This is a genomic window from Methylobacterium sp. 4-46 (assembly GCF_000019365.1).
Lineage (GTDB): Bacteria > Pseudomonadota > Alphaproteobacteria > Rhizobiales > Beijerinckiaceae > Methylobacterium.
Genome location: NC_010511.1, coordinates 1,225,339 through 1,248,065, shown reverse-complemented (window position 1 = coordinate 1,248,065; position 22,727 = coordinate 1,225,339). Strand labels below are relative to the sequence as shown.

22 protein-coding genes are annotated in these 22,727 nt (G+C 73.2%); 8 read left to right on the top strand and 14 right to left on the bottom strand.

Annotated elements, in window-relative coordinates; translation table 11 throughout:
• Positions 1 to 14: 14 nt before the first annotated feature.
• Together M446_RS05355 and M446_RS05350 are read left to right on the top strand one after the other, a co-directional pair.
• Positions 15 to 854 (top strand): peptidoglycan-binding domain-containing protein, encoded by an 840-nt coding sequence (locus M446_RS05355; protein WP_012331067.1) that lies wholly within the window; start codon positions 15 to 17, stop codon positions 852 to 854.
• A gap of 88 nt (positions 855 to 942) precedes the next feature.
• Positions 943 to 1,287, top strand: coding sequence for a DUF1491 family protein (locus M446_RS05350; protein WP_012331066.1), 345 nt, complete (start codon positions 943 to 945; stop codon positions 1,285 to 1,287).
• A 32-nt stretch (positions 1,288 to 1,319) separates the two neighbouring features.
• On the opposite strand, the gene M446_RS05345 is transcribed toward M446_RS05350, so the two are convergent.
• On the bottom strand, positions 1,320 to 2,441 hold the full coding sequence (locus M446_RS05345) for a DUF2336 domain-containing protein (RefSeq protein ID WP_012331065.1): 1,122 nt from the start codon (positions 2,439 to 2,441) through the stop codon (positions 1,320 to 1,322).
• Positions 2,442 to 2,707: 266 nt separating this feature from the next.
• On the opposite strand from M446_RS05345, the gene M446_RS05340 reads away from it, so the two are divergent.
• Together M446_RS05340 and M446_RS05335 are read left to right on the top strand one after the other, a co-directional pair.
• Complete coding sequence (locus tag M446_RS05340) at positions 2,708 to 2,905, top strand: hypothetical protein (protein WP_012331064.1); 198 nt, start codon at positions 2,708 to 2,710, stop codon at positions 2,903 to 2,905.
• Between the two features lie 7 nt (positions 2,906 to 2,912).
• Positions 2,913 to 3,695, top strand: coding sequence for a hypothetical protein (locus M446_RS05335; RefSeq protein WP_012331063.1), 783 nt, complete (start codon positions 2,913 to 2,915; stop codon positions 3,693 to 3,695).
• Between the two features lie 42 nt (positions 3,696 to 3,737).
• Here M446_RS05335 and M446_RS05330 read toward each other — a convergent pair whose 3' ends face one another.
• The 3 genes from M446_RS05330 to M446_RS05320 are packed head-to-tail and all read right to left on the bottom strand — an operon-like array spanning position 3,738 to position 7,304.
• Positions 3,738 to 4,319 (bottom strand): hypothetical protein, encoded by a 582-nt coding sequence (locus tag M446_RS05330; protein WP_012331062.1) that lies wholly within the window; start codon positions 4,317 to 4,319, stop codon positions 3,738 to 3,740.
• Entirely contained in the window at positions 4,316 to 5,068 is a 753-nt protein-coding gene (locus M446_RS05325) for a DUF1214 domain-containing protein (RefSeq protein ID WP_012331061.1), read from the bottom strand. The genes M446_RS05330 and M446_RS05325 overlap by 4 nt, the downstream gene beginning before the upstream one ends.
• Before the next feature lie 4 nt (positions 5,069 to 5,072).
• Positions 5,073 to 7,304 (bottom strand): transglycosylase domain-containing protein, encoded by a 2,232-nt coding sequence (locus M446_RS05320; protein WP_012331060.1) that lies wholly within the window; start codon positions 7,302 to 7,304, stop codon positions 5,073 to 5,075.
• A 264-nt stretch (positions 7,305 to 7,568) separates the two neighbouring features.
• Between M446_RS05320 and M446_RS05315 the strand changes: the two genes are divergently transcribed.
• Positions 7,569 to 8,126 carry a YcgN family cysteine cluster protein gene (locus M446_RS05315; RefSeq protein WP_150108580.1) on the top strand — a complete coding sequence of 186 codons (558 nt, stop codon included), beginning with the start codon at positions 7,569 to 7,571 and terminating at the stop codon, positions 8,124 to 8,126.
• Between the two features lie 158 nt (positions 8,127 to 8,284).
• Entirely contained in the window at positions 8,285 to 9,238 is a 954-nt protein-coding gene (gene gshB / locus M446_RS05310; protein WP_012331058.1) for a glutathione synthase, read from the top strand.
• A gap of 33 nt (positions 9,239 to 9,271) precedes the next feature.
• Here the strand turns inward: gshB and M446_RS05305 are convergent, their stop codons facing one another.
• Entirely contained in the window at positions 9,272 to 9,568 is a 297-nt protein-coding gene (locus M446_RS05305) for a hypothetical protein (RefSeq protein WP_012331057.1), read from the bottom strand.
• A gap of 162 nt (positions 9,569 to 9,730) precedes the next feature.
• Positions 9,731 to 11,146 (bottom strand): DHA2 family efflux MFS transporter permease subunit, encoded by a 1,416-nt coding sequence (locus tag M446_RS05300; protein WP_012331056.1) that lies wholly within the window; start codon positions 11,144 to 11,146, stop codon positions 9,731 to 9,733.
• 88 nt (positions 11,147 to 11,234) lie between these two features.
• Between M446_RS05300 and M446_RS05295 the strand changes: the two genes are divergently transcribed.
• Positions 11,235 to 11,816, top strand: coding sequence for a DUF2239 family protein (locus tag M446_RS05295; RefSeq protein WP_012331055.1), 582 nt, complete (start codon positions 11,235 to 11,237; stop codon positions 11,814 to 11,816).
• 223 nt (positions 11,817 to 12,039) lie between these two features.
• Here the strand turns inward: M446_RS05295 and metW are convergent, their stop codons facing one another.
• On the bottom strand, positions 12,040 to 12,702 hold the full coding sequence (gene metW, locus M446_RS05290) for a methionine biosynthesis protein MetW (RefSeq protein ID WP_012331054.1): 663 nt from the start codon (positions 12,700 to 12,702) through the stop codon (positions 12,040 to 12,042).
• Complete coding sequence (gene metX / locus M446_RS05285; protein ID WP_043702076.1) at positions 12,699 to 13,871, bottom strand: homoserine O-acetyltransferase MetX; 1,173 nt, start codon at positions 13,869 to 13,871, stop codon at positions 12,699 to 12,701. The genes metW and metX overlap by 4 nt, the downstream gene beginning before the upstream one ends.
• A 176-nt stretch (positions 13,872 to 14,047) precedes the next feature.
• Between metX and M446_RS05280 the strand changes: the two genes are divergently transcribed.
• Entirely contained in the window at positions 14,048 to 14,899 is an 852-nt protein-coding gene (locus tag M446_RS05280; protein ID WP_012331052.1) for a chorismate mutase, read from the top strand.
• Between the two features lie 99 nt (positions 14,900 to 14,998).
• On the opposite strand, the gene ybgC is transcribed toward M446_RS05280, so the two are convergent.
• From ybgC to M446_RS05250, 6 genes are all read right to left on the bottom strand, one after another.
• A complete protein-coding gene (gene ybgC, locus M446_RS05275) occupies positions 14,999 to 15,406 on the bottom strand; it encodes a tol-pal system-associated acyl-CoA thioesterase (protein WP_012331051.1) in 408 nt (135 codons plus the stop codon).
• A complete protein-coding gene (locus M446_RS05270) occupies positions 15,403 to 16,359 on the bottom strand; it encodes a metallophosphoesterase (RefSeq protein ID WP_012331050.1) in 957 nt (318 codons plus the stop codon). The genes ybgC and M446_RS05270 overlap by 4 nt, the downstream gene beginning before the upstream one ends.
• The gene (gene ruvB / locus M446_RS05265) at positions 16,352 to 17,398 is read right to left on the bottom strand and encodes a Holliday junction branch migration DNA helicase RuvB (RefSeq protein ID WP_012331049.1); all 1,047 of its coding nucleotides are present in this window, start codon (positions 17,396 to 17,398) and stop codon (positions 16,352 to 16,354) included. The genes M446_RS05270 and ruvB overlap by 8 nt, the downstream gene beginning before the upstream one ends.
• A gap of 158 nt (positions 17,399 to 17,556) precedes the next feature.
• Positions 17,557 to 18,015 carry a hypothetical protein gene (locus M446_RS05260; protein WP_265576539.1) on the bottom strand — a complete coding sequence of 153 codons (459 nt, stop codon included), beginning with the start codon at positions 18,013 to 18,015 and terminating at the stop codon, positions 17,557 to 17,559.
• An 819-nt stretch (positions 18,016 to 18,834) separates the two neighbouring features.
• A complete protein-coding gene (gene bfr, locus M446_RS05255) occupies positions 18,835 to 19,332 on the bottom strand; it encodes a bacterioferritin (protein WP_012331047.1) in 498 nt (165 codons plus the stop codon).
• A gap of 138 nt (positions 19,333 to 19,470) precedes the next feature.
• The gene (locus M446_RS05250) at positions 19,471 to 22,605 is read right to left on the bottom strand and encodes an efflux RND transporter permease subunit (protein WP_012331046.1); all 3,135 of its coding nucleotides are present in this window, start codon (positions 22,603 to 22,605) and stop codon (positions 19,471 to 19,473) included.
• Positions 22,606 to 22,727 lie beyond the last annotated feature (122 nt).

Sequence of the window (22,727 nt, the reverse complement as noted above, 5' to 3'; positions counted from 1 at the left end):
GCGCAGGAGAGGCGATGCCCGAGGCGCCCGCCCGGCCCCGCGACCCGGACCTGACGATCGTGCCCGAGGCGCGGCCGGTGCCGCGCCCGCCTGGCGCGGCGCCACGGGTCCGGCGGCCCGCCGCCGCGCCCGCGGCGCTGCCGGAGGCCGGGGGCCCGCGCGGCCGGTTCGAGGCGCTGCTGCGCCATCCGGCCGCCATCGCCGGCGGGCTGCTGACCCTCGCCGCCACGGCCGCCGTGGCGGTGAACGCCCTCAGCTTCCAGAACGGCCGGCATCCCGCTCCCCTCTTCGCCCAGGCTCCGGCCAAATCCCCGGCCAACGCCCCGACCAAGTCCGCGGCCAAGCCCGACGCCCGCCCGCCGCGCCCCGCCCCGCACCCCGCCGAGGCGCCGCAGGACGGCATCGGCGAGATCCTCCGCGGCGACGCGCAGGTCACCGCCTCGGTCGCCCCGCACGACGCGCCGCCGCGGCCCGCCTCCGGCAGCCAGAAATCCCTCGCCTCCCTGCCGCCGCCCCCGCCGCGACCGAGGGGAGAGGCGGCGCCGGCCGCCTCCGCCAAGCTCGCGGCTCTCCGCGCCCCGGAAACCCGGGCGGCCGAGGCCAAGCCGGCGGCGCGGAGGCCGGCCGGCCCGGACCGGGGCGAGGCGCCGCACCCCGACCCGCAGGTCGCCTTCGCCCAGAAGGCCCTGGTGAAGCTCGGCTACGGCCCGCTCGCCGTCGACGGCCGCGCCGGCCCGGCCACCCGGGCGGCCATCGCCCGGTTCGAGCGCGAGCGCCGCCTGCCCGGCTCGCCGGAGGTGGCCTCCCGCACCCTAAAGGAACTCGCGAGCCGCTCGGGCCTCAAGCCGGACTGAGCGGCGGCGGGGCGCCGCGCCGCCCGGACCCGGTTGGCCCGGCGGTCCGGCCTGTGTAGCAGGGGCGGTCCGGCCGGGAGACTCGCGGATGGCACGCCTTCGCTCCGATTTCTTCGTCGCCGCCCACCTGCGCCGCTGCGCGGTCGAGGGCGTGAGCGCGGTGCAGCGGCGGCGGGGCGCGCCGGAGGCCGGGGCGATCTTCGTCAAGGTGGATCGGCTCGACGGCCGCGCCGACCTCTACGGCCCGGCGCCCCAGGCCCTGTTCGCCGCGGACGACGACGGCGTGCGGCGCTTCGAGGCGCTGATGACCGAGGCGATGCCCCCCGACGTCGAGACCCGCCTCACCAAGGAGATGCGCTTCGACCCCGACCTCTGGATCATCGAGATCGACGACCCGCAGGGCCGCCACTTCCTCGACCTCGCCAAGGGCTGAGGGCGGCCCGCCGCCCGCGCGGCGCCCCCCGCCTACTCGCTCCTCGTCTGCGAGCGCCGGACGCGCTCGGGCAGGGCCGGGCGCAGGGCCGGCGCGGCCGGGCGCAGCCGCGGCGAGGCCGGGCCGTGATGGGGCCGGTGCTGCTCGGGGCCCGCGACGCGCTCGGCCGGCTCCTCGCCGAGGATGGCCGCGAGGAGGTCGCGGGCGGTGGCGGGAAGCGTCGTGCGGAACAGGTTCGCCAGGGCGAAGACCGCCTCGACCGAGCGGCCGATCTCGGGATCGAGCCGCAGGAACAGGAACACGGCCTCCTCCTCGCTCAGCCCGGCGGCCCTGAGCGCGAGGGCGAGGAGGTCGTGGCGGCGCGGCGCGGCGAAGTCCCAGGCGACGCCCGCGAAGCCGAGGGCGGCGGAGAGCTCCGCCTCCGCCCGCTCCCGCGCGCCGCGCAGCGCGAAGGTCTTGAGGGCCTCCCCGAGGCCGCGCGGCGCCGGCCTGGCGAGGGGCCGCAGGGCGGCGCGGGCCGCCACCCCCTCGCGGATCCGCGCCCGCAGGCCGGTCGGCGCGTCGAGGTAGAGCGGGGCGAGGTCGACCGCCGGCAGGTCGTCGCGGGCGACGAGGGCGGCCGCGAGGTCCGGCCGCGTCCGGGCGCGGGCGACGAGGCGCGCCAGGGCCGGCCCGTCGAGCCGCGCCCCCCGGTTGCCCGCCAGGGCGAGGTCGACGGCCGGATCCTCCCGCAGGGTGAGGTCCTCGATCAGCGCGCGGCTGAGGTCGCCGCGCCGGGCGATCACCGCGTCGAGGGCCGGTCCGTTCTCGGCGGCGTCGAGGAGGTCGGTCGACAGGACCGGGCTCAGCCGCAGCACGGCGTCCCGCGCCTCGCCCCCGTGGGCGGCGAGGAGCCGCAGCACGCTCTCGGGCGTGTCCGCGAGCGGCGCGAGCTTCTCGGCGACCAGCGCCGCCGTAGCGGCATCCACGGTCGGGATCAGCCCGCAGGCCAGGGCCTCGAAGGCCCGGATCGTGCCCGGATCCCGGACGGGCGCGGCCCGGAAGAGGTCCGTCTGGACCCGCAGCAGCACGGGCTTCATGTCGAGCCGGCGGTCCTGCGCCAGTTCGAGGAGGCCGGAGAGGTCCGGCAGGGCGTCGACGGCGGGACGTGACATCGGGCGGATCGGCTACGCAATACGAAGGCCCCGACCCTAGGGCCGGCCCTGTAAAGCGACGCTTAAGCCTGTCGGGAGGGGCGGGCGCCGGGGCTGGGGAAAGCGGGGATGCCGCCGGGACGCAGTGACGGACGGTTTACGGGCGAGGGGGGTCCGGACCCCGTCCCGAAACCTCTCGTTAACCACGCCGCGTCATGAGGAAGCGATCAGCGCGCCGCCGTCCCGCACGGCGGTTCTCGGAGGGTCGTCGGGTTTGGGAGGCGGCAATGAGCGGTCCGGAGCATCGCGTCACGGGGAAGATCGTGCCCCTGAGGGCCTCGGCCCGGCCCGCCCGCCGGCCGGACGCCGCCGAGCACCCGGGCGCCACCGTCCTGCTCTTCACCGGGGTGCGCTATGAACGGATGCCCGATCCCGCCCCGCTCGCCTGCCCGCCCGCGGGCAGCGACGCCCGCAAGCGGGGCTGACGCGCGGATGGGGCCGCGCGGCCTCCTGCGCCGCCCGATCCTGCTCGCCGCCCTGCCGCTCATCGCCTCCTGCGTGCAGCAGGGCGATCTCGGCCGCCCGGCTCCCACGGCCTGGAACAGCCTCGTCGACGCGGCCGGCGCGCTCGCGGCCCGCGACCGCGGCGCGCCGGCCTCGCCGTTTCCCTTCACGGAGGACGAGAAGGTCCTGCGCGACCGGGCGTGGCGCTACCTGATGCCGGCCCGCGATCCCTTCGCCTTCGAGGCGGCGCTCGCCGACCTCACCCGCGCCCGGCTGCTTCCGGCGGAGTGGCGCCCCGCCGCGCCCTCGGCGTATTTCGACGCGCTGATGGCGGAGGAGGCGCGCTCGCCCGTCTCCCGCTACCGCCGCCTCTCGGACGACGCCGCGGCGGACGGGCGCCTGCTCCCGGCCTTCGCCGAGACGGCGTCGCGGGTGATGCGGGCCGATCTCACGCGCCTGCGCAGCCTGCCCTTCATCCGCACCCTCAACGACGCGGACGTGCGCAGCGCGGCCCTGCGGGTGGCGGAGAATCGCTGCCTCGTCGCCTGGGTCCGCCGCGAGGCGCGCCTGCGCGAGGAGGGCTACCGCTACGCCCTGGAGCACCTGCTGGTGGCGGTGCCGGACGAGGAGGCGGTCGGCGCCGAGCGCGTGCTCGCCTTCCTGGCCGCCCGCCGCCGGCTGCTCGACCCGCTCCTGCCGGTGGACGCCGAGGCGCGCTGCGGCCTCGCGCCCGGGGAGGGGACCGAGGCGGTGCTGGTGACCAAGGGCTGACGGAGGCCGCGGCGCCCCGACGCGGCGCCCCGGGCCGGCGGATCACTCGTCCGGCCCGTCGATGGTGCAGGAGACCGAGCGCGCGGCCGCGTTGGCCAGCGCCTGCTGGCTCGGCAGGGCGGCGAGCACCCGCACCACCACGAAGCCCTGGCGGCTCGGCGCCACGATGCGGACGTCGCGGTTGCGCTCGTCCTCGTCCGCGTTGGCCAGCGCCTCGTCGAACTGGCGCTGGGTCATCACCACGAGTTCGATGTTGCCCTTCACGGCGGCCTGGTCGGTGATGGCGTAGAAGGCGCTGCCGCGGCCGTGCACCGAGAGGGATTCGAAGAGCGGGCCGGTCTCGGCCGAGATCCGCACCGGCCCGTCGTCGAGGTCGTAGGCGCAGACGCCCACCGCCACCGCCGGGTCCTGCGGCGGCAGCCATCCCTCCGCCGCCTCGGGCGGGCCGCTCAGTTCGGCGGCGTGGATCAGCACCGAGGTGTCGTTGCTGAGCGTGGCGCGGGTGCGCGAGAGGGCGTCCCGGGCCGACAGGGCGGGGATCGCCAGCACCACCGCGATGTGGACGATGCCCGCCAGCACCAGCCCGGACAGCGTCGCGATGAGGAAGCGGCCGAAGGGGGTCATCCGTCGCAGCCCAGGCGCGTGATCGAGGGGACGCCCTCGCGCTCGAGCACGCCGGTGCTCGCCGCGACCGGCGTGTCGTAGAGCCGCAGGACCAGGCGCAGGGCGCCCTCCCCGGGCGGGGTCGGCAGCCAGTTGCCGGGCTGGACCGAGGGCGACAGGGTGATGGCGAAGCGCCCGGATTGGTCGCGCAGCACCTCCGTCGAGGTGAAGCCGCGCCGCGGCACGGGCCCCTCCGCCGCGGGCGCGGCGGCGGGCCGGCGGCGCTCGGCGGTGAGCGTCCAGGCCCGGGCCGGCGGCGTCGCCCCGGCGATCCGGTAGCTGCAGCCGGGCGAGAGGCGCTGGCCCGCATCGTCCTCCCGGGCGGTGAGCAGCAGCCCCTCGCCGAGCGCGATCGGGATCTCGCCGGTGCGGGCGTGGATCGCCCGCACGTAGGGGTCCGCGTCGCGCGAGCCGATGCGCGGCCACGCCGTCCAGGCGTTCAGCGCGACGCCGCCGAAGGGGTAGCGCCCGCGCGTCGCCCAATTGGCGCTGGCGAGCCCCAGGCCGCCGCCGAGCGCGAGGGCGTAGACCACGAGTCCCACGGTCCCGGTCCGGCGGGGATCGAGGCCCGAGCGCCGCAGGGCGCTGCGCGCCCGGGCGAGGGCGGGGCGGAGCGGGGCGGCGCGGGCGGACCACTCCGCCGGCACCCGGGCTGTTCGCGACGGCTGCATCGGCTGCGTGTAGCGCAGGTGCGGGGGCGAGGTCAGCACCCGGTCAGCGCGTGACGAGCCGTCCGGCCGGGCGGCCGCCCTCGGCGACGCTGCCGGGTGCGGTCACCTCCCGCATGGCGGAGCGGCCGGGCGCGGGCTCGACGGCGCGGAACAGGCTGCCGATGCCGCCGAGCACCTCGAAGGAGCGCCGCGAGATCGTGCCGGGAGGCGCGCCGGGCGGCGGGGCCGGGGCCGGGGCCTTCGCGGCGACCGCGCCCGGCTTGTCGCCCTCGAAGCCGGGCAGCGGCTTGAGTTCGATCCCCTGGTGGGCCGGCGCCATCACCTCGTGGAAGGTCATGGCGGGCAGCGAGCCGCCGGTCATGTTCTTGCTCGAGGAATGGTCGTCGTTCCCGTACCAGACCGCGGTCACGAGGTTGCCCGTGTAGCCGACGAACCACGCGTCCCGGTAGGCGTTCGTGGTGCCGGACTTGCCGGCGGTCTTCACGCCCTCGACCTGCGCCTTGCGGCCGGTGCCCTCCTCCACGACCTTGTTGAGCATGAAGTTCATGTCGGCCACGACGCGGGTCGAGAGCACCTGCTCGGGGGGCGGCTCGCTCGTGTCGTGGCGGTAGATCACCTCGCCGGCGGAGGTGCGGATCTCCACGGCGGCGTAGGGCTTGGCGCGCTTGCCGCCGTTGGCGAAGACCGCGTAGCCGGCCGCCTGGTCGATCACCGTCACCTCGGCCGAGCCGATCGGCAGGGAGACCGAATCGACGAGGTTGCTGGTGATGCCCATCCGGTGGGCGGTGTCGATGATCTTGGCCCGGCCGAGCTTGGCGGCCCGCGCCTCGTGCGTCTCGCCCGTCGCCTTGCCCATGGCGATCGAGAACTTGACCGGGATCGTGTTGATCGACTTCGCGACCGCGACCCAGAGCGGCACCGTGCCGGCGAAGGAGCGGCCGTAATTGGCCGGGCACCAATTGCCGATGCAGACCGGGGAATCCACCACCTTGCTGTCGGGCCGCCACAGGCCGGTGGAGAGCCCCGCCGCGTAGACGTAGGGCTTGAAGGACGAGCCCGGCTGGCGCAGCGCGTCGGTGGCGCGGTTGAACTGGCTCTGGCCGTAATCGGCGCCGCCCACCATCGCCCGCACGCCCCCGTCCGGGTCCATGGTGACGAGGGCGGCCTGCTCGACGTCGAAGGCGTCGCCGAACTGGCGCAGGATGTTCTCGACGGCCTGATCGGCCCGCCGCTGGATCGACAGGTCGAGGGGCGTCTTGACGACGAGCACCCGCTCCCGCTTGAGCTTGCCCTCGTCGGCGAGGCGCTTCACCTCGTTGAAGGCCCAGTCGAGGTAGTAGTCGGCGCTGATGTCGCGCGAGCGCGTCACCGGCGTCGCCGGGTTGCGCAGGGCGGACTGGATCTGGCCCTCGGTGAGGTAGCCGGCCTCGACCATGTTGTGCAGCACGTCCGCGGCGCGGGCGCGGGCGGCCGGCAGGTTCACGTGCGGCGCGTACTTCGTCGGCGCCTTGAACAGGCCCGCCAGCATGGCCGCCTCGGCCAGCGAGATGTCCTTGAGGTTCTTGCCGAAATAATAGTCGGCGGCGGCCGCCGCCCCAAACGTGCCGCCCCCCATATAGGCCCGGTCGAGGTAGAGCTTCAGGATCTCGTTCTTGGTGAGGTGCCATTCCAGCCAGAGGGCCAGGAAGGCCTCGTTGATCTTGCGCTGGAGGGTGCGCTCGTTGGTCAGGAAGAGGTTCTTGGCGAGCTGCTGGGTCAGCGAGGAGCCGCCCTGGACGTGGCCGCCGCCGCGGGCATTCACCGTGAGCGCCCGCAGGGTGCCGATCGGGTCGATGCCGAGATGGTCGTAGAAGCGGCGGTCCTCGGTCGAGATCAGGGCCTTGACCAGGATGTCCGGGAACTCGTCGATGCGCAGGGAATCGTCGTGCTTGATGCCGCGCCGGCCGACCTCGGTCCCGTAGCGGTCGAGGAAGGTGACGGCGAGGTCCTGGGCCTTCAGCCAGTTCTCGCTGGTCTGGTTGAAGGCGGGCTGGGCCAGGGTGACCATGACGACGGCGCCGCCGAGGGTGAGGGTCACCGCCTCGCTCGACAGGTCGAGGATCAGGCGCTTGACGCCCCGCACGGTGAAGCGCCGCCGCATCGCGTCGGAGAAGCGGGAATAGGATTCGCCGAGCCCGGCGCCGCCCTCGTAGAGGCTCGCATTCACCCAGGCGTCGAATCCGAGGGCGGCGCGATTGAGGCGCGTCCAGAGCGAGGCAAGCCGGTTCAGCGGCACGGCGGATGTCCTTGGCGGCCCGGCCGGTCAGCGGGCCGGACGGTGAGGTGTACCCAAACTCGACGCGGATCGCGAGGCCGGGTTTCGGAAACGGCCGCGCTGGCGCCCTGCGGCAACGCCGCGGCGGCGCCCCGGATCCCTCGCGGATCCTGCGCCCGGACGCGCCGGGGCGCGAGGTCGCAGGACTGCGCAGGGGCGGCCGCGCTTGTGCGGGAGGCCCGGCTGCGGCAGAGGGAAGCCCCGCCCCCGACGAAGGATCTGCCCTTGGCCGCCAAACCCAAGGCCGCCAAACCCAAGGCCGCCGACCTCAAGGCCGACAAACGCAAGGCCGCCCCGCCGCTTTCCGCGCCGCCCGGGAGCGACCCCGCCGCGCCGTTCTGGCGCACGAAGAGCCTGGAGGCGATGACCGCGCCGGAATGGGAGAGCCTCTGCGACGGCTGCGGGCGCTGCTGCCTGCTCAAGCTCGAGGACGAGGATACCGGCGAGATCCACCACACGGACGTGGCCTGCACGCTCCTCGACATCGGCGCCTGCCGCTGCCGCGACTATGCGCGGCGCCAGAGCCGGGTGCCGGATTGCGTGCGCCTGACGCCGGAGGCGGTGCGCCGCCTGCCCTGGCTGCCGCCGACCTGCGCCTACCGCCTCGTCCGGGAGGGCCGCGACCTGCCCTGGTGGCACCCCCTGGTCTCCGGCAGCCGGGCCACCGTGCACGAGGCCGGGATCTCGGTGCGCGGGCGCGTCAGCGGCACCGAGGAGGAGTTCGAGACGGACGAACTCCTCGACCGGATCGTCGGCTGGCCGGCCGAGGATCCGCAGGCCTGACGGGATTTCGGCACGCGGTTTGCATGGCCGATCGGGTCACCATGACGTTTCCTCCCTGATCTCACGCCCCGCTCCTCCCGGAGCGGGGCGTTTTTTCGCGCCCCGTTGCCAGGAGGACGGGCGCGCCCGATAACGCCGCCGACCGGAGGCGCCTTCCCATGGCCTTGACCGTCGCGGTCCAGATGGACCCGATCCAGAGCATCCGCATCGCGGGCGACACCACCTTCGCGCTTCTCCTCGAAGCGCAGGCGCGCGGCCACACCCTGCTGCACTACACGCCCGACCGGCTCTCGATGCGCGACGGGCGGGTCACGGCCCGCGCCGAGGCGCTGCGGGTGCAGGATGTCGAGGGCGCGCACGCCGCGCTCGGCAGCCCGGAGCGCGTCGACCTCGCGGATCTCGACGTGGTGCTGATGCGCCAGGACCCGCCCTTCGACCTCGCCTACATCACGGCGACGCATCTCCTGGAGCGCGTCCACCCGGCGACGCTCGTGGTGAACAACCCCTTCGAGGTGCGCAACGCCCCCGAGAAGCTCTTCGTCACGCATTTCCCGGACCTGATGCCCCCGACCCTGATCTCCCGCGACAGGCAGGAGATCGAGGAGTTCCGGGCCGAGCACGGCAGCGTGGTGATGAAGCCCCTGCACGGGCACGGCGGCGCGGCGGTGCTGCGGGTGACGCCGGACGACCCGAATTTCGGCTCGATCTTCGACCTCTTCTCCCAGACCTTCCGCGAGGCCTGGGTGATCCAGCGCTTCCTGCCCCGGATCTCGGAGGGGGACAAGCGCATCATCCTGGTCGACGGCGAGCCCCTCGGCGCCGTGAACCGGGTGCCGGCGCGCAACGACATCCGCTCGAACATGGTGCGGGGCGGAACCGGCGGGGCGACCGCGCTGACCACCCGCGAGCGCGAGATCTGCGCGGCGATCGGCCCCGAATTGCGGCGGCGGGGCCTGATCCTGGTCGGGATCGACGTGATCGACGGCCACCTGACCGAGATCAACGTGACCTCTCCCACCGGCATCCGGGCCATCAAGCGCCTCGGCGGCCCCGACCTCGCGGTGGCGGTGTGGGACGCGATCGAGGCGAAGCGGGCGGCGGGCGGGGGCTGAGGGGCGGCACGCCGCCCCGGACCCGCGCCCCGCTCACTCGCAGACGCGCACGCGGCGGAGGTAGACGTCGCCGAACTCGTCCACGACGCGGCGGCGCACGACGTAGCAGTCGGGCTCCACGTAGACCGGTGCCGGCCCGTAGGCCGGCGCGTAGCCGTAGGCGGGACGCGAGCCCGCCGCGATCGCGCTGCCGAGGGCGAGGCCGCCGATGGCGCCGAGCGCGATCGCCGGGCCCGCCCGCCAGCCGCCGGCCTGCGCCGGAGACGCGCCCGCCGTCACCATGCCGGCCAGGGTTGCGGCAGCCACACAGGCGGAGACGATGCGCTTCATGGCCGATCCCCTCGATCTCGCATGATTGAGAATGGAAATCGCGGCGTTTGCCCGGGAGAGATCTCCCGCCGTCGCGACGACGATCCTTGTAGGGAAGCGTGACTGAATGGGTGCTGAAAGTGGGCGGCGAGGGCCGGTGCAACCCTGCGTCGGCCGCGCAGCTCAGGTCGCGTCCGCGGCCGGCCGCGCGGTGACGCGGCGGTGGCCCGAGACCTCGGCCCCGGCGGTCGGGGCGAGGCGCGCGAAGGCGAAGGCCGACAGGCCCGAGACGAGCGCCACCGCCAGGAAGGCCGGCCAGAAATCCTCCGACCGCACGGAGGCGCGCCCGTGCCACTGCGCGGCGCTCTCGAGCGCGAAGGCCCCGAACGCCACCCCGATGCTGAGGGAGAGCTGCTGGGCCACGCTGGCGAGGCTCGTCGCCGCGCTCATGTCGCGCGAATCCACGTCCGCGTACGCGATGGCGTTGACGGCGGTGAATTGCAGCGAGCGGAAGCAGCCGCCGATCAGCAGCACCGCCACGATCAGCGCGTGCGGGGTCGAGGGAGTGAACAGGCCGTTCGCGGCGAGCAGGCAGGCGGCCAGAACGGCGTTCACCGTCAGCACCGTGCGGAAGCCGAGGGACCGCAGGATGCGGGCCGCCAGGGTCTTCATGAACAGCGCCCCCGCGGCCGCCGCGAAGGTGAGCAGGCCCGAATGCAGCGGGTCGAGCCCGAACCCGAGCTGCAGCATCAGCGGCAGCAGGAAGGGGATCGCCCCGGTGCCGATGCGGAACAGGCTGCCGCCGGTGATCGCCGCCCGGAAGGTCGGGTAGCCCATCAGGTCGAGGCGGATCAGCGGGTGGGCGGTGCGGCGCGCATGGCCGCAATAGAGCGCGAGCAGCGCGAGCCCGGCCCCGACGCAGCCCCACGACACGGAAGCGGGCAGGAGGTGGCGCCCGCCCGAGGCCAGGCCGAGCATCAGGCTGGCGAGCCCGGCCCCCGAGAGCACGAAGCCGACCCCGTCGAGGGGCGGGCGCTCGGCCTCGCGCAGGTCGGCGAAGTAGCGGGTCGCCAGCAGGATGCCGGCGAGGCCGATCGGCAGGTTGATGAAGAAGATCCAGCGCCAGTTCAGGGTCGTGGTGATGAGGCCGCCGAGCGGCGGGCCGATCACCGGGCCGACCAGGGCCGGGATCGTCAGGGTGGCGAGCGCCTGGACGAGTTCCGCCTTCGGCACGCTGCGCAGGAGCACGAGCCGCCCCACCGGCACCATCATGGCCCCGCCCATGCCCTGCAGGAAGCGCGCGCCCACGAACCAGCCGAGGGAATCGGCCGCCGCGCAGGCGAGCGAGCCGCCCATGAACACGGCGAGCGCGAGGCGGAAGACCGTGCGCGCCCCGAACCGGTCCGCCATCCAGCCGCTGACCGGGATGAAGATCGCGAGGCTCACCAGGTAGGAGGTGAGGGCGAGCTTCAGGGCGATCGGGTCCTCGCCCAGATCCGCCGCGATCGCCGGGAGCGAGGTCGCGATCACGGTCGAATCCGTGTTCTCCATGAACAGGGCCGTGGCGACGACCAGGGGGACGATCCGGGCAGGGCGCATCGGGCTCGGAGCCTCGCGAATTTGACCCGGATGATATTGACGGAGGATATCATCCGGGTGATATCTCCCCGCCGAGGAGGATCCGGCGATGGAATCAGGGTCGGACTGCACGGCGTTCCAGGGGGAGCGCCGGCTGGCGTCGGGCGCAATCCGTGAGGTTGCGCTCGCCGTCAAGGCCGCTCACCAACGGGAGGGCGGCGCGCCGGTTCACGTCTTCGACGACCGGACCGGGCGGGTGATCGACCTCGACCTGCGCGGCAGCGACGCGGAGATCCTGGCCCGGCTCGCACCCGCGCCCCCGCCGCGGCAGGCCGGGCGGCCGAAGCTCGGGGTCGTGGCCCGGGAGGTCACGCTGCTGCCCCGGCACTGGGACTGGCTGGCCGCCCAGCCGGGGGGCGCCTCGGCGGCCCTGCGCCGGCTCGTCGACGCGGCCCGGGCGGAGGGGGCCGGGCGCGAGCGGGTGCGGCAGGCCCGGGAGGCCGCCGACCGCTTCATGGGCGCGATGCTGGGCGACGCCCCGGGCTACGAGGAGGCGTCGCGGGCGCTCTACGCGGGCGACGGGGCGCGCTTCCGGGCGCTGACGGAGAGCTGGCCGGAGGCGCTCCGCGACCACGCCCGCGGGCTCGCCGCGCCGGCCTTCGCGCAAGGCGGTGCCGACGCAGGGGGATGAGGCGCGACGCCCGTCCCGGCATCGTTCGCCGCGAGGGTCGTCCGACATCCGGTTGATGGCTTCGCCATCTCCCGTTTCGGCAACGCGGATGTCGTCTTCGCTCAGGCGCCGCGCGGGCTTGGGATACAGGATCCGCTTCGACCAAGCGGATCCCGGATCACCGGTCCGGCGGTGACGATGACGTCGGCGCACGCAATTCTGCCGAGCGCGCCGAAGGGCCGCCTCAGCCCCGCCGCAGCAGGAAGATGCCCTGCGCGCCGACGAGGTTCCAGATCCACCAGGGCAGGGAGAAGCGCATCGGCTCCCCCTCGGCGTCGAGGGCCGAGGCGCGCTCGATCCGGGCACCGACCAGGTGGCACAGGCCCACGAAGTCGCGGATCGTGCAGTGATGGATGTTGGGCGTCTCGTACCACGCGTCCGGCAGGTAGTCGTTGACGGGCATGCGCCCGCGCATCAGCAGCTCGGCCCGGATGCGCCAATGCCCGAAATTCGGGAAGGAGACGATGGCCCGCCGGCCGATGCGCAGCAGGTGCTCCAGCACGACCTTGGGCTGGCGCGTCGCCTGGATCGTCTGCGAGAGGATGACGTAGTCGAAGGCGTCGTCCGGGTAGTCGGCGAGGTCGGTATCGGCGTCGCCCTGGATCACCGGGAGGCCGCGGGCGAGGCAGGCATTCACCCCCTCGCGGGAGAGCTCGATGCCCCGCCCGTCGACGCCGCGGCGGTCGCGCAGCAGCGCCAGCAGCGAGCCGTCCCCGCAGCCGACGTCGAGCACCCGCACCCCGGCCTCGACGAGGCCGAGCACGACGCGGTGGTCGGCCCGGGCGGCGGCGAGGCCGGGCTCCTCGGGCAGGCCCGCGGGGGCGAGCGGCGCGGCGGCGGCGCTCACAGGCCGCGCTCCCGGGCGGCGGCGGCGATGAAGCCGCAGGCGGCCGCGAACATCGCCGGCTCGTCGAGCAGGAAGGCGTCGTGCCCCTTGTCGCTCTCCACCTCCACGAAGGCGACCCGCGCCGCCGCCGCGTTGAGCGCGTGCACGATCGCCCGCGAGTCGGGCGTCGGGAACAGCCAGTCGGAGGTGAAGGACATCACGCAGAAGCGCGTGCGGCTGCCCCGGAAGGCGTTCGCCAGCACCCCGCCATGGTCGGCGGCGAGGTCGAAATAGTCCATCGCGCGGGTGAGATACAGGTAGGCGTTGGCGTCGAAGCGCTCGACGAAGCTGATGCCCTGGTGGCGCAGGTAGCTCTCGATCTGGAAATCGGCGTCGAACGAGAAGGTCGGCGCGTCGCGGTCCTGGAAGCGGCGGCCGAACTTGCGGTGCAGGGCCGGCTCCGACAGGTAGGTGATGTGCGCGCCCATCCGCGCCACCGCGAGCCCCTTGGCGGGCCGCGTGCCGACGTCGAGGTAGCGCCCGCCGTGCCAGGCGGGATCCGCCATCACCGCCTGGCGGCCGACCTCGTGGAAGGCGATGTTCTGGGCCGAGTGGCGCGCGCCCGTCGCGATCGGCATGGCGGCGAAGACCCGCTCGGGGTAGCTCGCCGCCCATTGCAGCACCTGCATGCCGCCCATCGAGCCGCCGATGCACAGGAACAGGTCGGGGATGCCGAGCCGGTCGAGGAGCATCGCCTGGCCCCGCACCATGTCGCGGATGGTGACCAGGGGGAAGTCGAGCCCGTAGGGGTGGCCGGTCGCCGGGTTGATCGAGGCCGGCCCGGTCGTGCCCATGCAGGAGCCGACCACGTTGGCGCAGATCACGAAGTAGCGGTCGGTGTCGACGGGCTTGCCCGGCCCCACCACGGTCTCCCACCAGCCGGGCTTGCCGGTGAGCGGGTGGCGGCTCGCCACGTGCTGGTCGCCGGTCAGGGCATGGCAGACCAGCACCGCGTTGCTGCGCGCGGCGTTCAGCCGGCCGACGGTCTGGTAGGCGATCTGCCAGGGGGCGAGGGCCACGCCCGCATCCATCGCCAGCGGCGCGTCGAGCCCGAACTGGGCCACGGGACTCGCGGGCTCCACGGCCTGCGAGGCGGTCTCGGCGCCGGGTCTCAGGGCGGAGATGGCCATGATCGCGAAGGGCCTTCCAAGCAGCATCCGCCGGTTGCGGACGATAAAGCGGCCAGAAAATTCGTTTCGCCGGACGCTTGAGTTAGGACCTTCGCGGCCGTCCGTCAATCGAGGGTGACGGGCGGGGCGGGGCGGTCGTAAGACGGCGCGATGTCTCCCCGGATGCCCGATCCCACATGACCTCCCCCGCCCCCACCGCCGATCTCGCGGCGTTGCGCGCCGAGATCGACCGCATCGACGCGGCCATGCACGACCTGCTGATGGAGCGCGGGCGCATCATCGACCGGCTGATCGCGGTCAAGCGCACCGGCGCCTCGGGCTCGGCCTTCCGGCCGGGCCGGGAGGCCTCGATGATGCGGGCCATCGCCGAGCGCCACGCGGGGCTCCTGCCCCTCGACACGGTCGAGGGGATCTGGCGGGTCATCATCGCCACCTTCACGTACGTGCAGGCGCCCTTCGCGGTGCACGCGGACGTCTCGGGCGGCGACGCGCCGATGCGCGATTCGGCCCGCTTCCACTTCGGCTTCACGGTGCCCTACCGGCCGCATCCGAGCGCCAAGGCGGTGATCGCCGCGGTGGCGGATTCCCGCGGCGACCTCGGCATCTTCCGCCTCGACCAGGGCGTCACCGCCGGGCCCTGGTGGGAGGGGCTCGCCGGAGAGGGAAGCCCGAAGGTGATCGCGCGCCTGCCCTTTATCGAGCGGCCGGGCCATCCGGCAGGCACCCCGGTCTTCGTGATCGCCCGTCCCCTCGACGATCCGAGCGCGGCCCAGCGCGACTGGGTGCTCTACGCCGCCCGCTTCGAGCGCTGGCGGGAGGGCGCCGAGGCGGTGCTGGCGGAGCTCGGGGCCGAGGTGGTGGCGAGCGCCGGCCTGCGCGGCGGCCTCGGCCAGCTCCTCGCGCTGCCGGGCGCGGTCGATCCCGAGACCCTGCGGGACGCCCTGGCGGCCTGCGGCGCGCCGCCCGCCCGCCTCGACGAGGTGGGGAGCCACGCGGCCCGGTTCCGGGTCGAGGGAACGCGCGCCTGAGCCCGCCTCCGCGAGGCCCTGCGGCCCGCAGCACCCCGGGCGGAGCCCGGCGGCCTCATCCCACATCCGCTTGATCCCTTCGGGATGGCGGATGTCGCATCACGCCTCCGGCCCGCCCTCCAGGATCGCCCGCAACCCGTCCGGCAGCCGCGCCGGGCGCCCGCCGATCAGGGCCGCGACGCGGACCTCCGCCGTCATCAGCACCTGATCGCCCCGCAGGATGCGCTGCGCCACGAGGATCGAGGCGCCGCGGACCTCTTTCGTGCGCGTCTCGACGGTGAGCACGTCGTCCATCCGGGCCGGGACCAGCCAGTCGATCAGCATCCGCCGCACGGCGAAGAACAGGCCCTCGCCCCCCGCATGCAGGGTCGACTGGTCGATCCCCGCCGCGCGCAGCATCTCGGTGCGCCCGCGCTCCAGGAAGCGCAGGTAGCTCGCGTGGTAGACGAGGCCGGAGAAATCCGTGTCCTCGTAGTAGACGCGCAGGGTCAGGCGGTGCCCGGTCACGCGGCGGCCTCCGTCCCGATCTCCACGACCACGATCTCGGGCGGGACGCCGATCCGGATCGGCGCGATGCTCATGCCGAGCCCGCCCGAGACGATCAGGTCCGTGTGCTCGCGGATGTGCCCGTAGGCGTAGCGGCGGCCGTAGCGCGAGGGCACGACCGGCGCGTAGCCGAAGAACCTGACCTGACCGCCGTGGGTGTGGCCCGACAGGGTCAGCGCCACCCGGGCCGGAACGCGCGGGAAGATGTCGGGCTCGTGGGCGAGCAGGATCACGGGCGCCTCCGGCGGCACCGCCGCCAGGGTGGCGGCGAGGTCGTCGAGGCCGACCCGTCCGGGCGCCGCGCCGGTCTCCCGGCGCAGGCGGTGGTGATGGGGCAGCAGCGCGAGCTGGTCCTGCAGGCCCGCGAGCCAGACCGGGCCGCCCGGCACCGCGAGGGGGACGGCCGCGTTCTCCAGCACCCGGATCCCGACCCCCGCCAAGGCGACGGCCGCCTCGACCGGGCCGCCGCCCCGGGCCTGGGCCCGGGCATCCTCCCACCAATCGTGGTTGCCGAGCACCGCGTGGACGCCGAGGGGCGCCGCGAGGCCCGCCAGGGGGGCGGCCCATTCCTCGGCCCGCAGGCGGCGGGTGATGAAGCGCTGCCCGGCCACGTAGTCGCCGAGGAGCACGATCAGGTCGGGCCCGAGCGCGTTCGCCGCCGCGACGAGGCCGGCGACGCGCTCGACCGTCATCCAGGGCTCGCAGGCGTGGATGTCCGCCAAGGCGACGAAGCGCAGGCGCAGGCCCGCGGGCCAGGCCGCCCGGGGCCGGACCGCGTAGTGCGTGACCACCGACCAGAACGGCTCGATCCCGGTGCCGTAGGCCGCCGTGGCGAAGCCCGAGGCCCCGAGCGCGCCCAATCCCCCGATCACCTGGCGGCGGGTGGGCCAGCGGCGCCGCGAGGGCTCAGACATCCTCGTCCCCGCCGAACAGGCCGAATTGCGCGGCGGGGTCGCGGCTCGGCTCCGGCAATCCGAGGTGTCGGAAGGCGTGCGGGGTGAGGAGGCGGCCGCGCGGGGTGCGCTGCACGAAGCCCTGCTGGAGCAGGTAGGGCTCGATGATCTCCTCGATGGCGTCGCGCGGCTCCGACAACGCCGCCGCGATCGTCTCCACCCCGACCGGACCGCCCCCGTAGGAGCGCGCGATCAGCCCCAGATACTTGCGGTCCATGGTGTCCAGACCCGCCGCGTCCACGTCCAGCAGACGCAGCGCCCGGTCGGCGATCGCCCGCGTCACCGTCCCGGCCTCCTCCACGATCGCGAAGTCCCGCACCCGCCGCAGCAGCCGCCCGGCGATCCGCGGCGTGCCCCGCGCCCGCCGGGCGATCTCGTTGGCCCCGTCCGCCGCCATGCCGATCCCCAGCACCCGCGCCCCCCGGGCCACGATCGCCTCCAGCTCGTCCACCGCGTAGAATTCCAGCCGGATCGGGATGCCGAAGCGGTCGCGCAGCGGCGTGGTCAGCAGACCCGCCCGGGTCGTGGCCGCCACCAGGGTGAAGCGCGGCAGCTCGATCTTGACCGAGCGCGCCGCCGGGCCCTCGCCGATGATCAGGTCGAGCTGGTAATCCTCCATGGCCGGGTAGAGGATCTCCTCCACCGCCGGGCTCAGCCGGTGGATCTCGTCGATGAACAGGACGTCGCGCTCCTCCAGGTTGGTGAGCTGCGCGGCCAGGTCCCCCGCCTTGGCGATCACCGGACCCGAGGTCGAGCGGAAATTCACCCCCAGCTCCCGGGCCACGATCTGCGCCAGCGTGGTCTTGCCCAGCCCCGGCGGGCCCACGAACAGCACGTGGTCCAGCGCCTGACCGGTGCGCCGCGCCGCCTCGATGAACACCCCCAGATTCGCCCGCGCCGCGCGCTGGCCCGTGAAATCCGACAGGCTCAGTGGACGGATCGACGCGTCGATGTCGTCCTCGCGGCGCTCGGGGGTGAGGAGAGGTCTGGGATTGCTCAAGGGGCGCTCGGAGGGGCTTCGAGGGGAGGAGGCCGTCGGGGCCCGCCGCCCGGCAGGTAACCCTTCCCCGGATGTACTCATCCGGGGCCGCCGCACAAGGCGACCGATCGCGGCGACCGATCGCGGCGACCGATCGCGCCGCGCCCCCCGGCCGCCCGTCAGCGCCAGATCGGCTGCGAGTCGATCCAGTTGCGGGCATTCTTCGACAGCGTCACCTGCGAGACGCCGCCGCAGACCGGGAGCCGGACGACGATCTGGTTGACCTTGTCGTTGTTGCGGGAGGCGGAATTCAGGAGATAGATGAACTCCGCGTCGCGCTCGATCTCCTCGTAGCGGGAGACGGTGAGGTTGCTGTAAACGGGGAGATCGAACCAATCGCTGCCCCGGCGCTGGAAGGCGCCGCCCGCGTACAGGTAGACGTCGGAATACTTCAGGCAGTAGGGCACGCCGAGGGCGCGGGCGGCGGAGACCCAGGCCGGCGGGCCGGCCGTGGCGGCGAGCGCCGTCAGGGCGAGCACGCCGAGGCCGGCCCAGACCTCTCGACGTCCGAGCCAGCGGCCCATGGCGCGAAGCCGACCCGGACGGGGGTGCGACACGGTGTCGATCGCTGGGCTCATCATGTTCATCCTCGCCTGGTCACGACCGAGATCGCCGATGTATTCCGCAGCATCTTACCGGGCCGACCTGCCCGAGAGACGAACGGCCTAGACGCAATTTTATCGGATGAGCTATATACAACCTGAGATTTTACATCTTTCGGTGTCGGCAGGCTGGGCAACTCGTCGGGGGCGGACGGTCCGGGCTCATCGCAGAAAATAGTACCATGTTGTTGACGGAATCTTTCCTATCGAGGATCGGCGCAGCATCGATTCGGCAGATTGCCCGAAGCAGACGTCCAAGCCTTCCCCTGGGGCGCCCGGCAGCGACGCGGGAATTTCTCGAACAGCACCCGCTCCGCGCGGCGGTTTGGAGCGCAACCGCGGCCTCGCGTGAGGCGAGGGCAACCGACGAGGGCGTCGGGTCACACGCCATCCGGTTGATGGCTTCGCCATCTCCCATGTCGGCAATGCGGATGTCGGATCACGGCTCCTGGCCGGCGCCCGGCAGCCCTGCCTGAGCTCGGGATCTCTCCCGTCGTTGCGTCCGCCGGCCGGACGGGCGGCGCCCGGGGCGAGCGCGTTCCGACGCGCTCGAACGCTGTGCCGGCCTCCGGGCCGGGGGCCGCTCCCGGACCTCCTGCGGATGGCGGCGCAGGGGCGGGCCCGCTCACGCCGCGGGGCGTCGACCTCGTCCGGCCCCGCACCGGGTGGGACGGCCCGGGAATCGGGCTCGCCCGTCAGGCCCGATCCGCCGGGGCGGGCCGCGCTCGGTGCGGCGCCCGCACGGAGGGGGGCGCCGCGCCGGGCGATCTCCGAACCGATGGTCCGGGCCCCGCGTCACTCCACCTCGGGCTCGATCTTGTCGAGGCCGCCGATGTGCTTCTGGGCGTAGAGCGGCAGGCCGATCTGCTGGATCAGCTCCAGCTGCGTCTCCAGGAAGTCGATGTGGCCCTCCTCATCCTCGGCGAGGTCCTCGAACAGCACCTTCGAGACGCGATCATTGATCGACTCGGCGTACTGCGCCGCTTCGAGGTAGAGCGCCCGGGCCTCGTTCTCGGCCGCGAGGTCGCACTCGATGATCTCCTGCACGTTCTGCCCGATCTTCAGCGGATCGAGCTCCTGCAGGTTCGGGAAGCCCTCAAGGAACAGGATACGATCGATGAACCGGTCAGCATGGTTCATCTCTTCGATCGACTCTTTGCGCCAGTACTTGGCGAGCTCGATGTAACCCCAGTCGTTCAGCATGCGGAAATGCAGCCAGTACTGGCTCACGGCGGTCAGCTCGCTGCGCAGGCCGCGGTTCAGGTACTCGATGACCTTCGGATCGCCCTTCATCCCATCCCTCCTCAGACTCGCGCCGACGCTGCCTCTCCGGAAACCCGCCCGGCCGATCGACGGCTCCCCCCACATGGCACGGCGCGGGCGAACAGCCAAGACACTTTCTTAGAATAGTTCTAAGTATGGCCCCGCCGTTCAGGCCCCGATCGGCGCGCCGGCACCCGCCGGCGCGGCCTCGCCGCGCCGGCCGTCCCCGGCCTCCCGCGCGACCGCGCCGGGCAAGGCCCCGCCCCGGGGCGGGGCCTTGATGCGGTACCAGCCGACGTAGAGGGCGGGCAGGAAGAACAGGGTCAGGAAGGTCGCCGCCACGATGCCGCCGATCATCGCGTAGGCCATCGGCCCCCAGAACACCTCGCGGGCGATCGGGATCATGCCGAGGCTCGCCGCCGCCGCGGTGAGCAGGATCGGCCGCATCCGGTGGCAGGTCGCCTCCACGACGGCGTCCCAGGGCGCCATGCCCTGCGCCTCGTACGCGTCGATCTGGGTGACCAGGATCACCGAGTTGCGGATGATGATGCCGATCAGCGCCAGCACGCCGAGGATCGCCACGAAGCCGAGCGGCGCGCCGGAGGGCAGCAGCGCCGCCACGACGCCGATGAGGCCGAGCGGGGCCACGCTCGCCACCAGCAGCGTCTTCTGCACGCTCTGGAGCTGCACCATCAGCAGGAAAGCCATGACCAGGAGCATCACCGGCACCACGGCCGCGATCGGCCCCTGGCCCTTGGCGCTCTCCTCGACCGCCCCGCCGATCTCCAGGTCGTAGCCGTCGGGCAGACCGGCCTTGAACCGGTCGATCGCCGGCTGGAGCGCCTTGACGACCGTGGGGGGCTGGGTGTCGTCCGTGATCGCGGCGCGCACCGTGATGGTGGGCTGGCGGTCGCGCCGCCAGACGATCGGCTGCTCCAGGTCGTAGCCGATGCGCGCGAAGGCGAGCAGCGGCACGGTGGCGCCGTTGGCGAGAGGGACCTGCAGGCTCTGGAGCGTGTCGATCGAGCGCCGCTCGGCGGCGAGCGCGCGGCCGACCACGTCGACGAGGTAGATCGCGTCGCGCACCTGCGTGATGGCCGTGCCCCCGACGATGCCGTTCAGGATCGTGGCGATGTCCTTCGAGGTCACGCCGAGCTGGCGGGCCTTGTCCTGCAGGATCTCGACCTTGAGCACCTTGCCGGGCTCGTTCCAGTCGAAGGTCGGCACGCCGAGGCTCGGATGGCCGCCCAGAATGGCCGCGAGGGCGAGGGCCTGCTGGCGCACGACCTGGAGGTCGGGGCCGCCGATCCGGTACTGGATCGGGCGGCCGACCGGCGGCCCGAGATCGAGGGGGTGCACGAAGACGTCGGTGCCCACGAAGTCGCGGCGGCCGAGCGCGGCGAGCCGCGCCATGGTGCGGTCGCGCGCCTCCAGGGACGTCGTCTCGATCACGATCTGCCCGAAGAAGGCGTTGCCGAGCTGCTGGTCGAGGGGAAGGTAGAAGCGGATCGCCCCCTGGCCGACATAGGAGCTCCAGTGCCGGATGTCGGGATCGTCCTTCAGGGCGGCCTCGAAGCGGTCCATCTGCGCCCTGGTCTCGCCGATGCTCGCGTTCTGCGGCAGGGTGAGGTCGACCAGCACCTCGTTGCGGTCCGAGGAGGGGAAGAACTGCTGCTGCACGTGGCCCAGGCCGACGACCGAGGCGGCGAGCAGACCGATCGTGGCCGCCACCGTGATCCAGCGCAAGCGCATCGCCGGGACGAGCAGGGCCCGGAACACGGTGAGCAGCCGGCTGGGCCGGTCGTGGTGGGACTTCATGGTCTTCGGCAGGATTTTCACGCCGATGAGGGGCGCGAACAGAACCGCCACCACCCAGGAGACCAGGAGCGAGGTCGCCAGCACCACGAAGAGCGAGTAGGTGTACTCGCCTGCCGCCGAGCCGTTGAAGCCGATCGGCAGGAAGCCCGCTACCGTGACGAGCGTGCCGGTGAGCATCGGGAAGGCGGTCGAGGTGTAGGCGAAGGTCGCCGCCTTGGTCAGGCTGTCACCGGCCTCCAGCCGCGCCACCATCATCTCCACCGTGATCATCGCGTCGTCGACGAGCAGCCCGAGCGCGATGATCAGGGCGCCGAGCGAGATGCGCTGCAGCGTCACCCCCATCGCGTCCATGATCACGAACACGATGGCGAGGACCAGCGGGATCGAGAGCGAGACGACGAGGCCGGCCCGCAGGCCGAGGCTCAGGAAGGAGACGACGAGCACGATCACCACGGCCTCGACCAGCGCCTTGGTGAAGCCGCCGACCGCCTCCTCGACGATCTTCGGCTGGTCCGAGACGAGGTGGATGCCGACGCCGACCGGCAATTCGCCCTCGATCCGGCGCATCTGCGCCTTCAGCGCCTCGCCGAATTCGAGGATGTTGCCGCTCGGCTGCATGGCGATCGCGAGGGCGATGGCGGGCTGCCCGTTGTAGCGGAAGAGCGTCTCGGGCGGGTCGGTGTAGCCGCGGTGGATCTCCGCCACGTCGGAGAGGCGGAAGAAGCGGTCGTTGAGGCGCAGGTTGATCGCCCTCAGGCTGTTCTCGTCCGCGAACTGGCCGCCGACCCGCACCGACACCCGCTCGGGATCGGCCTGGATCACGCCCGAGGGCTCGACGGCGTTCTGCGCCTGCAGCGTGTTGATCACGCTCTGCATGTCGATCCCGAGGGCGGCGAGCTTGCGGGTCGAGAAGTCGAGGAAGATGACCTCGTCCTGCGCGCCCACGATCTCGATCTTGCCGATGTTCCTCACCTTGAGGATGCTGGTGCGGGCGGATTCGACGTAGTCGCGCAGCTGGCGCATCGAGAGGCCGTCCGCCGTGAAGGCGTAGACGTTGCCGAACACGTCGCCGAACTCGTCGTTGTAGAACGGCCCCTGCACGCCCTGCGGGAACTGAGCCTTGATGTCGCCGATCCGCTTGCGGACCTGGTAGAACAGCCACGGTATGGTCTTGGGCGGCGTGGTCTCGCGCAGCTGCACGAAGACGGTGGTCTGGCCCGGCGTCGTGTAGCTGCGGGTGTAGTCCACCGCGTTGATCTGCTGGACCTCCTTCTCGATGCGGTCGGTGATCTGCTCGAGGGTCTCGCCGATGGTGGCGCCGGGCCAGCGCGCCTGCACCACCATGGTCTTGATGGCGAAGGCGGGATCCTCCTCGCGGCCGAGGCGCTCGTAGGCCATGGCCCCGGCCACGATGGAGATCGCCATCAGGAACCAGACGAAGGAGCGGTGCGCGAGCGCCCATTCGGAGAGGTTGAAGGAGGTCATCGGCGCGTCCTGGATCGGGGCCGCCGCGGCCCGCCCAGGGGCGGGAGGCCGCGCGGCGCGGGGAGGGGATGAGGTTCGGCGCGCCGGGCCCCGGGCCCCGCGCGCCTGATGCCGGATGGCCG

Excerpts from the sequence above, each read along its gene's own strand:
- metX (WP_043702076.1), bottom strand. The coding sequence starts at position 13,871 with ATGGCCATCTCCGCCCTGAGACCCGGCGCCGAGACCGCCTCGCAGGCC.
- M446_RS05355 (WP_012331067.1), top strand. The coding sequence starts at position 15 with ATGCCCGAGGCGCCCGCCCGGCCCCGCGACCCGGACCTGACGATCGTG.
- M446_RS05330 (WP_012331062.1), bottom strand. The coding sequence starts at position 4,319 with ATGACCCCCTTCGGCCGCTTCCTCATCGCGACGCTGTCCGGGCTGGTG.
- M446_RS05250 (WP_012331046.1), bottom strand. The coding sequence starts at position 22,605 with ATGACCTCCTTCAACCTCTCCGAATGGGCGCTCGCGCACCGCTCCTTC.
- M446_RS05260 (WP_265576539.1), bottom strand. The coding sequence starts at position 18,015 with ATGAGCCCAGCGATCGACACCGTGTCGCACCCCCGTCCGGGTCGGCTT.
- M446_RS05305 (WP_012331057.1), bottom strand. The coding sequence starts at position 9,568 with ATGAAGCGCATCGTCTCCGCCTGTGTGGCTGCCGCAACCCTGGCCGGC.
- gshB (WP_012331058.1), top strand. The coding sequence starts at position 8,285 with ATGGCCTTGACCGTCGCGGTCCAGATGGACCCGATCCAGAGCATCCGC.
- M446_RS05350 (WP_012331066.1), top strand. The coding sequence starts at position 943 with ATGGCACGCCTTCGCTCCGATTTCTTCGTCGCCGCCCACCTGCGCCGC.
- bfr (WP_012331047.1), bottom strand. The coding sequence starts at position 19,332 with ATGAAGGGCGATCCGAAGGTCATCGAGTACCTGAACCGCGGCCTGCGC.
- M446_RS05335 (WP_012331063.1), top strand. The coding sequence starts at position 2,913 with ATGGGGCCGCGCGGCCTCCTGCGCCGCCCGATCCTGCTCGCCGCCCTG.
- M446_RS05280 (WP_012331052.1), top strand. The coding sequence starts at position 14,048 with ATGACCTCCCCCGCCCCCACCGCCGATCTCGCGGCGTTGCGCGCCGAG.
- M446_RS05340 (WP_012331064.1), top strand. The coding sequence starts at position 2,708 with ATGAGCGGTCCGGAGCATCGCGTCACGGGGAAGATCGTGCCCCTGAGG.
- M446_RS05295 (WP_012331055.1), top strand. The coding sequence starts at position 11,235 with ATGGAATCAGGGTCGGACTGCACGGCGTTCCAGGGGGAGCGCCGGCTG.
- M446_RS05300 (WP_012331056.1), bottom strand. The coding sequence starts at position 11,146 with ATGCGCCCTGCCCGGATCGTCCCCCTGGTCGTCGCCACGGCCCTGTTC.
- M446_RS05270 (WP_012331050.1), bottom strand. The coding sequence starts at position 16,359 with ATGTCTGAGCCCTCGCGGCGCCGCTGGCCCACCCGCCGCCAGGTGATC.
- M446_RS05345 (WP_012331065.1), bottom strand. The coding sequence starts at position 2,441 with ATGTCACGTCCCGCCGTCGACGCCCTGCCGGACCTCTCCGGCCTCCTC.